Origin of the sequence: Streptomyces sp. NPDC059002 (genome assembly GCF_042740435.1) — a bacterium.
In the GTDB taxonomy this organism is placed as follows: domain Bacteria; phylum Actinomycetota; class Actinomycetes; order Streptomycetales; family Streptomycetaceae; genus Streptomyces.
This window is the reverse complement of record NZ_JBHYJI010000121.1, coordinates 1-7594: the sequence shown is the minus strand read 5'-3', so window position 1 is coordinate 7594 and position 7594 is coordinate 1. Positions and strand designations below refer to the sequence as shown.

The window sequence follows — 7594 nt, the reverse complement described above, 5'->3', positions numbered from 1 at the left end:
GGGGGGGCGGCCCGGCCCCCCCCCCCCCCCCCCCCCGGGGCGCAGCGGCCTTACTGGGAGTCGGGCGGGGGCGCGGTCGCCGGGGTGGGCCGTCCGGGGGCGATGCGACGGCGGAGCCTGCGCACCGCCAAGGCGCCGAGGGAGTACAACAGGCCGGCGCCGAGGCTGCCGAGGAATTCTGGGAGCGCGGCGGCGAGGACCTTCATGACCGACCTCCCGCAGCGTGTCGGGCAGCCTCGGTACGTGCGGTGTGCCGTTCGCCGAGGCGCTTGAGCTTGCGCCGCACCCGCTCCCCGTACGCCGCCGGATCCGGCGCGCCGGCCAGCAACGCCGCCTCGGCCCAGGAGTTGGGCTGCCAGTGCGCCCAGGCCAGCGCCACCGCGCGTTCGTCAGGGTCGAGGCTGTCGAGCACCTTGCCTACGCGGGGGTCGTCGGGGGTGGCGCCGAGCGCGACCTCCTCGGCCGAGGGGCTGTCCTTCACCAGGTCGTACAGCGTGACCCCGTCACCGAGCAAAGTGTCCAGGAGCAGCACCCGGCCATGGCCGGTCTTACGGCGCCACACCGGCGTGAGCCTTCGGTGGGCCACCCGGGTAAAAGCCCGCAGCCTGGCCATCCCGCCGTACACATGAGTCTCATGGCCGATGTCGTCGGCCCACTCGCCGAGCATCGCAGCCGTTGCTGCCTCGCGCCACTGTGGCCCCGTGGGCAAGACCAGTCTGTGGGTGAGGGTCCTGTCCTTCACCTCGGTTGGCATCCGTTCCGGACCGGAGAGCGTGGAATGGGTCAGCATCAGCGCCCGCTCCTGCAGGCACCCCATGACGTCGCTCAGCTCCTGCCTGGAATGGCTCCCTTGCCGACCGAGGTCCTCAAGATGCCCCTCCCAGTCGATCAACTCCATCCCCTCGGGCTCAAGTTCCTCCACGATGACTCCGGGGCCTGAGGTGATCATCGGCAAGGCTGACGTATCAGCATCCTTGGGGCTCGGTGGGACGGTCACGATGGGAGCTCCTTCCGCGTGGAAATGAGTGTGCTCACCCTTCGGTCTTGGGGCAGCGCCCGACCGGCAATAAATCTGGGAAGTCTCCCTGTGACCCGCATCACCTTGCATGGCCCGCGCCCGTCATTCGATATGGCGAGGGCTGAGCCGCCGATGCGAGCTCCACATCCGCCTGTTTCATAGGTGGTCACTCATGAAATGCCGTCACTCTCCGCCCGAATCCAGGAAAGCTGGTGCTTCATGAGGGACTTGGCTCGCGCGGAGCGCAGGCGGTGCTTCCGCTCTTCGGCCTGACCTTGCTGCTGGTGCCGGTGGCGGCCTCGGTGTCGAGGTTCCTGGTGCTGTGGGAACTGATGGCGCTCACCTCACTGCTGCTGGTGCTGGCCGAGCACCGCGCCCGCCCGCTCCTCGGTGCGAGAGGCGGGCCTCTGGTACGCGGTGATGACCCATCTGGGGCTAGTACTGCTCCTGGTGGGGCTGACCTGGCCGACGGCCTCACCCCGGAAGCTGCCCTCACCCGCCGCCGGCGGCGGGTGAGGGCTCCGGCATGGGCGTGGGCTTGGTCGGGGGCTGGCGCAGCACCATCACCACCCGCGTCGAACTCGCACCCGACCGCACTCTGCCCCGGGTGAAGCCAGCCGATCCGTCCTTCTTCAACCGGCCCGCCCTGCCGGTCGCGTTGACGGACACCATCGTCCCTGACTTCCCGCTGACCAATAAAAGCTTCAACCTCTCCTACGCGGGCAACGACCTGTGACGTCTCAGCGCGAAGCCGTGCGCTGCAGCCGGAATCCGGTAACGATGTCGGGCCGGATGCGCACCACCTGATCCATCTCCCGGTCGACCCACGGCGTGAGCAGGGCCTCATAGCGGGCGAGTTCGGCCGTGTCCGACACTCTGGTCGCCGTGCCGGTCACCACCACGCTCCAGCCGGTGCGCGCGTCAGGGTCCAGGTCGTCGGCCTCGTAGGCCACCACCTCCGACATGAGTGCCTTGTTGAGGAGGGTGGCACCGGAGTGGGTGCGGACGATGATGTCGCCGTGCTCGTCGAGGAGGTGGTTGACCGGGCGGATCGCAGGCAGCGCCTGGTGCGAGAAAGCCACCCGGCCCAGCTTCACGCTGGCCAGCAGGGCCATCGCCTCCCCAGGCAGGAGCTGCACCATCGTCACGTTCGCAGCGGGGGTGAACGCGGCTGTCACAGCGCCCCCTCGACGGCCGCTGTCTCGCGCCCGGCGCCCTGCGGCCACAGCACTTCGACCTCGATGCCGTGGCGGTGGGCATAGGCCACCAAGTGGGCGGTGGCGTCCCGGCTAGTGGAGGCGGAGCCGTCCCACACGGCCAGTACCCGGCCGCAGGTGCGCAGCATGCCTTCGTCGGTGCGCACGCAGGACGCGTGGTCCAGCGGGTCGTACTCGACCAGGCGGACGTGCCGGGAGAGCACTAGCAGTTCCCCGGCGGCCGACCGGTCGCCCTCGCGCAGCACGGCGGGCGCCTCATGAAGGGTTGGCACGGCGGTCACCAGTGCGAGGCCCGCTTTCCGAGCGGCCCGTGCGACAGCGACGGGCAGCCCTTGACCGACCCGTACCAGAGCCGGGCGGCGGGTCTCGGCGTAGTGGGCCAAGCGGGCCGACAGTGCCTCTTCCACCAGCGTGAGCGCGCCCGGAGTGAGATCCGCGTGCCCCACGACTGCGATCATGAACGCCGCCCTCTACTTGTTGGCGTGCTGGCCGAGGTAGAACAACAACCACACGAACCCGGCGAACAGGTGGGTGCCGAAGATGTAGAAGCCCACGCGCAGCGCGATGCCGCGCTCCTTCCGGCTCTCCTCGTCCTTGCCGTCCTTGGCCTCGCTCACCACTTCAACTCCCTGCGTTTGACTGCCTGCTGCTTGGTCATGACGGAATCCGGAACCGTACGAGAACGACCTTCCCGCAATGGTCGACGGCGGGCTCCACACTGATGTCACCGCCGTACACATCCGCGAGCTCCACCACCGCGCGCAGCCCCTCCCCCATGGCGTGCGGCTCTAGCTCCGGCAGGCGGGGATCACCGTCCGCGACCCCGATGACGAGCTGCCCAGCGGCGACCGTTATCCCCACGTCCGCCACCGGCGAGTCGACGGCGTGCCGCAGCACGTTGGTGACCAGCTCGCTGACCACGAGCAGCACCGCGTCGGCGAACGCCGAGTTCGGTGCCACACCGGCCTCCGGCAGCCGCTCAGCCACCGCCTCCCGCGCCTCCCGCACGGCAGCGGGGGCCACCTCCACCGAAACGATGTGCCGCTGCACGCGGGGCAGCACATGCTCCACAGCTGCCGCGGGCCGTCCCTTGCGCCACGGCGGCTGGAAACGCCGCGTGCCCCTCACGGCGCCACCTCCGCCCGACGCAGCTCCTCCAGCAGATCCTGCTGCCCGGCCAGCAACACCGACAGAATCCGCCGCGCGGCCGCCAGCAGCTCGGCCACGTCGCCGCCGCCCAGCTCGTACACGACCGTCGACCCGGTGCGGGTGGCCCTCACGATCCGGGACCGGCGCAACACGGCCAGCTGCTGAGACAGGCTCGACGGCTCGATCTCGATCTCCGCCAGCAGCTCCCGCACCGGCATCGGCCCGTCCTGCAACAGCTCAAGAACCCGGATACGCACCGGATGCCCCAGCATCCGGAAGAACTCCGCCTTCGCCTCATACAGCGGAACCGGCACCCCGCTCACCGCTTGTCCGCACCTGCGTCGATGCCATGCAATCGAGCCAGCCGCAGAGCATCGTCAAGCTCGTCCCGCGCCACTGCCACCTCATAGGCGTCCTCGGCTTCCAGAGCCGCCTCAAGCACGGCGCGCGCATCGCGCACCCGCTCCAAGACGGCCTCGACGAATCCGCCCACCCGGCACCACCCCTACGACCTGCCCATGAAGGCAACTAACGAATTGAAGAACTCTGCAAGTCTAAGGGGTGGCACCCCATGACCACCATTGCCTGCTCCGGGGCTCACGACCGGCGCATCGGCAGGGGCCAGGGTCGCGCCGCTTGTGCCGGAACACTCCTGTCCAGTTGCGCATCCGCAGGTCTAACGTCGGCAGAGAAGGTCCCGTCGCTGCACTCGGCGGCACGTCCGTACGAGCGGCTGGCGGGGCCTTGCCCTCCCGGCACCAGCGGTGTCCCGCAGGGGCGCATCCCGCACGCCTCACTGTGTGCCGACAGGGCGACCGGGCGCATCGAGCCGGAGCAGCTCGCTTCACGCCCGCGGCCGTCGCCGACGATGCCGAGTTCCTCCGGCGACGGCCGCACATCGATCCAGACGGCCGACGCCAGTGGTGTCCATCTCCGAAGGCCCGGCTCGTTGAGTAGCCACTCCTCCACCGGGAATCACCCCGGCAGCACACTGCCCAGCGTGCACATTCACGCGGGAACTCCCTGGAACCCGCTCATGGAAGCGGAAAACGCCTCACCACAAGATGTACCCCTGACCGAGGGAAACCTCCTGGTCAGGGCCGCAATGACAGATAATCCGAGCCGTACGCCGGGGCCTGTACCGCAGGAGAACGTATACGCCGAGGCGATCAGCGTGCCGTCCAGCACCTCGTGTGTCATCCCCTCGGCACGGCAGTGGTCCAACACCTCGTGCAGATCAGGAGCTTGGGCGGCCAGCACACTGATCCCCTCATGGAGGTAGCGGTAGCCAGTGGCCTGCGAGATCCCGGCGTCCCGGGCCAGGCAGTGCACGCAGCCGTGCTCTCGGAACCAGCGGAGCACCAGTGCCGCCTGACGGAACGGCCCCAGGGCGCGAGAGCCCTTCGGCGTGCCGATCCGGCGCAGGTGGGCGGCCAGCAACCGGGCCAGGAACTCTACGACGTGGCGTGGGACGTCGAGCGCGGCAGCATAAGTGACCAACGCGAAGCCCCTGGTTCGAGAGGACATGATCTTGGCAGACCGGTCCTACCAGGGGTTTCACGCCAGCCCGGCCTCGCGGCCCACCCGAAGATCACTTTCGCTGGCGGAGCCTCAGGGTAAGAGCCACGCCGGGCTCACCCCCAGGTCTGGCCGGCCGGTTCCTTGATCGTGCGGTTGATCCGGTTGAAGAAGTTGGTCAGCGCGATCTCCAAGTTGATCGCGCCGATCTGCTCCTCGGTGAAGTGGGCGTTGGCCTCTTCCCAGATCTCGTCGGTGACGCCCGGCGCACCATCCTGCAGTCGGGTCGCACCCTCGGCCAGCGCCAGTGCCGCACGCTCTGCATCGGAATAGAGCGGCGACTCGCGCCACGCCGCTACGTTGTGCAGCCGCTCGTCGGTGTCACCGGCCTTCTTCCCGCCGGCCACACTGGCGTAGACGCACGGCGAGCAGCTGTTGATCTGGCTGGCGCGCAGGTGGACCAGAGCGAGCAGCTTCGGGTCGACGCCCCCGGCGGCGATCGCCTTGTGGAGATGCTGGATCGCGGTCCACACATCGGGGTTGTTCGTGTTCTTGTTCTTGAGCCGGTTTTCCATGTGGGAGTGCTCTCCTTCATCGGGTTACGTTGTGGCGCCTGTGCGCGTCATCCCTATGACGGAGCAGCTTCCACGGAGGTAACAACATGGCCGACGCCCATCCCACGGACCTGATCGTCGATGCCTTCGAGTCCCACCGTGACCGGCTTCGCGCCGTCGCCTACCGAATGCTCGGATCACATGCCGATGCGGAAGACGTGGTCCAAGAGGCGTGGCTGCGTCTGTCCCGTCAGGACACCGACACCATCAACAACCTCGGCGGCTGGCTGACCACAGTGGTCGGCCGCATCAGCCTCGATGTCCTGCGGTCGGGCCGGACGCGCCCAGAAGTCCCCTTCGACGACCAGCTGCCCGAATTCACCGTGACGCTCGACGACGCTCCCGCTCCGGAGGACCTCGCGGCAATCGGGGACTCCGTCGGCCTCGCGCTCCTCACGGTCCTCGACTCGCTGCGTCCTGACGAACGACTGGCGTTCGTGCTGCACGACGTGTTCGCCGTGCCCTTCGCGGAGATCGGCACCATTCTCGGCAAATCCGCTGACGCGACCAAAATGCTCGCCAGCCGCGCCCGCAGGAAGGTACAAGCTGCCCAGCAGCCGGCAAGCGCGGGACGACAACAACGCGAGGTGGTCCAGGCCTTCCTGGCCGCGGCCCGCGACGGTCAGTTCGAGCAGCTGCTGCAGGTTCTCCACCCCGAGGTGAAGTTCACCGTCCACACCCCGAACGGCACGTTCGTCACGCTCGGCGCCACCGAAGTCGCCACCCGCGCGCGAGTGGCCGGCAGCGCGGCACGAGGACGTGCGGCAACCGTCAACGGCCTCCCCGGCGTCATCTCCTGGAGCGAGGACGGCACCCCGCTTTCCCTCCTCGCCTTCACTGTCACCGACGGCCACATCACCGAGATCACCGCCGTGGTCGACACGGCCAAACTCGCGCTCATGGACCTGCCGGACCCGGTGTGACTCCCTACCGGCGAAGGCCGCGCAGACTCGCAGCGCTCCACGCCGGATCCCGTAGAGACGTTGAACTTAGTCTCTGAGAAAACCTCACTCGTCCAACTTCTGTCATCGGCTCTCAAGGTCAGAATGCACTCAGCTCACGGCCTCCCAGAACCCGAGCTTGTGGTTCGCCTGGTGCAGGTGAGCGAGCTCATAAACAAGTACGTAGTCGATCAGGTTGGAAGGCAGCTGCATCACCGCCCAGCGGACGTTGATGACGCCGCGGTGAATGCACGAGTCCCATCGGTAGCCGAGCGCGCGTCCAGTGACGCTACTGAACTTGAATGCGTGATGTCGGTCTGCGATCTGTGGCAGACGACGACACTCCGGGGCAGTGGCCCTCGAAGCAGCAGGGTTCATCAGTAGACGATGGACACGATCTGGCAGGCGGCTTCGGCGAGCTGGCGGTCTCCGCTGATGCGGGCTCGGACGAGGGCAGTGCCAGGATCGATGCTGCGGGTGCAGAGTCGCCAGGCGGTCTCTGGGTCCAGCCGTACTGATGCGGTCGGCCGGCCGGTGGGTATTTCGGCCAGTGACCAGCGGTCTGCGGTGGCGGTCACGGTCCAGGTGCCGATGGCTGGCTCATCGATGGCCACCTGGAGTTGTGTCCCGGCGGGTGCGGGCGTGTGACGCAGTGTGTGAGGCAACGCCCTCATGAAGATGTCCAGGACCGCGGACAGAGTGTTGGGCTCCGGGTCGGTGTCCTGGCCGGTGGCGTGGCGGATCTGCTGGCGGTGGGTCCAGTACTCGGTGAACTCCCGGGCGACATCCAGCCACTTGGGCGCCGGGTCGGCCCCTGCCCAGGACACTCCCAGGCCCGTTGCGTCGAGGTCCGTGCCCTCGAATTGACGGGTGACCTGGGTCCCGGCCCGTTCCAGCGCCTCGATGAGCTCGGCGGGGCTGTGATCGGCGTGGAGGTCGATCCATTCCTGGTTGACCCGGTGGATGAACGCTTCCAGCGTCTCTCCGGCCGCCATGGCGCGCTGGTGGCTCTCTGTGCTCCAGCCGAGACGGCCGTGGTAATCGCCGAGGATGTGGGCGGCGAGATCGTGCACGGTCCAGCCCGTGTCGGCGTACAAGCTCATGCACATAGGCGGGTACGGGCTCACGTACACACTC

The 7594-nt window shown here is 68.1% G+C and carries 13 protein-coding genes and 1 pseudogene; 2 read left to right on the top strand and 12 right to left on the bottom strand.

Annotated elements, in window-relative coordinates:
- Positions 1-50: 50 nt before the first annotated feature.
- Both ACFWZ2_RS43135 and ACFWZ2_RS43130 read right to left on the bottom strand, forming a co-directional pair.
- Positions 51-206: a hypothetical protein gene (locus ACFWZ2_RS43135; protein ID WP_384555273.1), complete on the bottom strand. Its 156-nt coding sequence runs from the start codon at positions 204-206 to the stop codon at positions 51-53.
- Positions 203-997 (bottom strand): hypothetical protein, encoded by a 795-nt coding sequence (locus tag ACFWZ2_RS43130; RefSeq protein WP_384555272.1) that lies wholly within the window; start codon positions 995-997, stop codon positions 203-205. The genes ACFWZ2_RS43135 and ACFWZ2_RS43130 overlap by 4 nt, the downstream gene beginning before the upstream one ends.
- A 547-nt stretch (positions 998-1544) precedes the next feature.
- Here ACFWZ2_RS43130 and ACFWZ2_RS43125 point away from each other — a divergent pair.
- A complete protein-coding gene (locus ACFWZ2_RS43125) occupies positions 1545-1754 on the top strand; it encodes a hypothetical protein (protein WP_384555271.1) in 210 nt (69 codons plus the stop codon).
- Between the two features lie 4 nt (positions 1755-1758).
- Here ACFWZ2_RS43125 and ACFWZ2_RS43120 read toward each other — a convergent pair whose 3' ends face one another.
- From ACFWZ2_RS43120 to ACFWZ2_RS43085, 8 genes and pseudogenes are all read right to left on the bottom strand, one after another.
- Positions 1759-2196: a pyridoxamine 5'-phosphate oxidase family protein gene (locus ACFWZ2_RS43120; RefSeq protein ID WP_384555270.1), complete on the bottom strand. Its 438-nt coding sequence runs from the start codon at positions 2194-2196 to the stop codon at positions 1759-1761.
- Positions 2193-2693, bottom strand: coding sequence for a hypothetical protein (locus ACFWZ2_RS43115; protein WP_384555269.1), 501 nt, complete (start codon positions 2691-2693; stop codon positions 2193-2195). Before ACFWZ2_RS43115 ends, ACFWZ2_RS43120 begins: the two co-directional genes overlap by 4 nt.
- A 12-nt stretch (positions 2694-2705) precedes the next feature.
- Positions 2706-2852: a DUF6126 family protein gene (locus ACFWZ2_RS43110; protein ID WP_384555268.1), complete on the bottom strand. Its 147-nt coding sequence runs from the start codon at positions 2850-2852 to the stop codon at positions 2706-2708.
- A 37-nt stretch (positions 2853-2889) separates the two neighbouring features.
- A complete protein-coding gene (locus tag ACFWZ2_RS43105) occupies positions 2890-3363 on the bottom strand; it encodes an ATP-binding protein (protein WP_384555267.1) in 474 nt (157 codons plus the stop codon).
- Positions 3360-3698, bottom strand: coding sequence for an ArsR/SmtB family transcription factor (locus ACFWZ2_RS43100; RefSeq protein WP_384555274.1), 339 nt, complete (start codon positions 3696-3698; stop codon positions 3360-3362). The genes ACFWZ2_RS43105 and ACFWZ2_RS43100 overlap by 4 nt, the downstream gene beginning before the upstream one ends.
- Positions 3699-3703: 5 nt before the next feature.
- The gene (locus ACFWZ2_RS43095) at positions 3704-3877 is read right to left on the bottom strand and encodes a hypothetical protein (RefSeq protein ID WP_384555266.1); all 174 of its coding nucleotides are present in this window, start codon (positions 3875-3877) and stop codon (positions 3704-3706) included.
- Positions 3878-4551: 674 nt separating this feature from the next.
- A pseudogene (locus ACFWZ2_RS43090) lies at positions 4552-4884 on the bottom strand (IS5/IS1182 family transposase); the annotation flags it as partial.
- A gap of 134 nt (positions 4885-5018) precedes the next feature.
- Positions 5019-5477, bottom strand: a complete 459-nt coding sequence (locus ACFWZ2_RS43085) for a carboxymuconolactone decarboxylase family protein (protein WP_384555265.1) — start codon at positions 5475-5477, stop codon at positions 5019-5021.
- An 86-nt stretch (positions 5478-5563) separates the two neighbouring features.
- Between ACFWZ2_RS43085 and ACFWZ2_RS43080 the strand changes: the two genes are divergently transcribed.
- A complete protein-coding gene (locus ACFWZ2_RS43080; RefSeq protein WP_384555264.1) occupies positions 5564-6439 on the top strand; it encodes a sigma-70 family RNA polymerase sigma factor in 876 nt (291 codons plus the stop codon).
- A gap of 129 nt (positions 6440-6568) precedes the next feature.
- Here ACFWZ2_RS43080 and ACFWZ2_RS43075 read toward each other — a convergent pair whose 3' ends face one another.
- Together ACFWZ2_RS43075 and ACFWZ2_RS43070 are read right to left on the bottom strand one after the other, a co-directional pair.
- Entirely contained in the window at positions 6569-6835 is a 267-nt protein-coding gene (locus ACFWZ2_RS43075) for a M48 family metallopeptidase (RefSeq protein ID WP_384555263.1), read from the bottom strand.
- Positions 6835-7594: maleylpyruvate isomerase family mycothiol-dependent enzyme (locus ACFWZ2_RS43070; RefSeq protein ID WP_384555262.1), on the bottom strand; the 760-nt coding region annotated here is incomplete at its 5' end. The genes ACFWZ2_RS43070 and ACFWZ2_RS43075, both read right to left, overlap by 1 nt.

Coding starts and splice junctions, on each gene's coding strand:
- ACFWZ2_RS43135 (WP_384555273.1), bottom strand. CDS start 206: ATGAAGGTCCTCGCCGCCGCGCTCCCAGAATTCCTCGGCAGCCTCGGC.
- ACFWZ2_RS43075 (WP_384555263.1), bottom strand. CDS start 6,835: ATGAACCCTGCTGCTTCGAGGGCCACTGCCCCGGAGTGTCGTCGTCTG.
- ACFWZ2_RS43080 (WP_384555264.1), top strand. CDS start 5,564: ATGGCCGACGCCCATCCCACGGACCTGATCGTCGATGCCTTCGAGTCC.
- ACFWZ2_RS43125 (WP_384555271.1), top strand. CDS start 1,545: ATGGGCGTGGGCTTGGTCGGGGGCTGGCGCAGCACCATCACCACCCGC.
- ACFWZ2_RS43115 (WP_384555269.1), bottom strand. CDS start 2,693: ATGATCGCAGTCGTGGGGCACGCGGATCTCACTCCGGGCGCGCTCACG.
- ACFWZ2_RS43085 (WP_384555265.1), bottom strand. CDS start 5,477: ATGGAAAACCGGCTCAAGAACAAGAACACGAACAACCCCGATGTGTGG.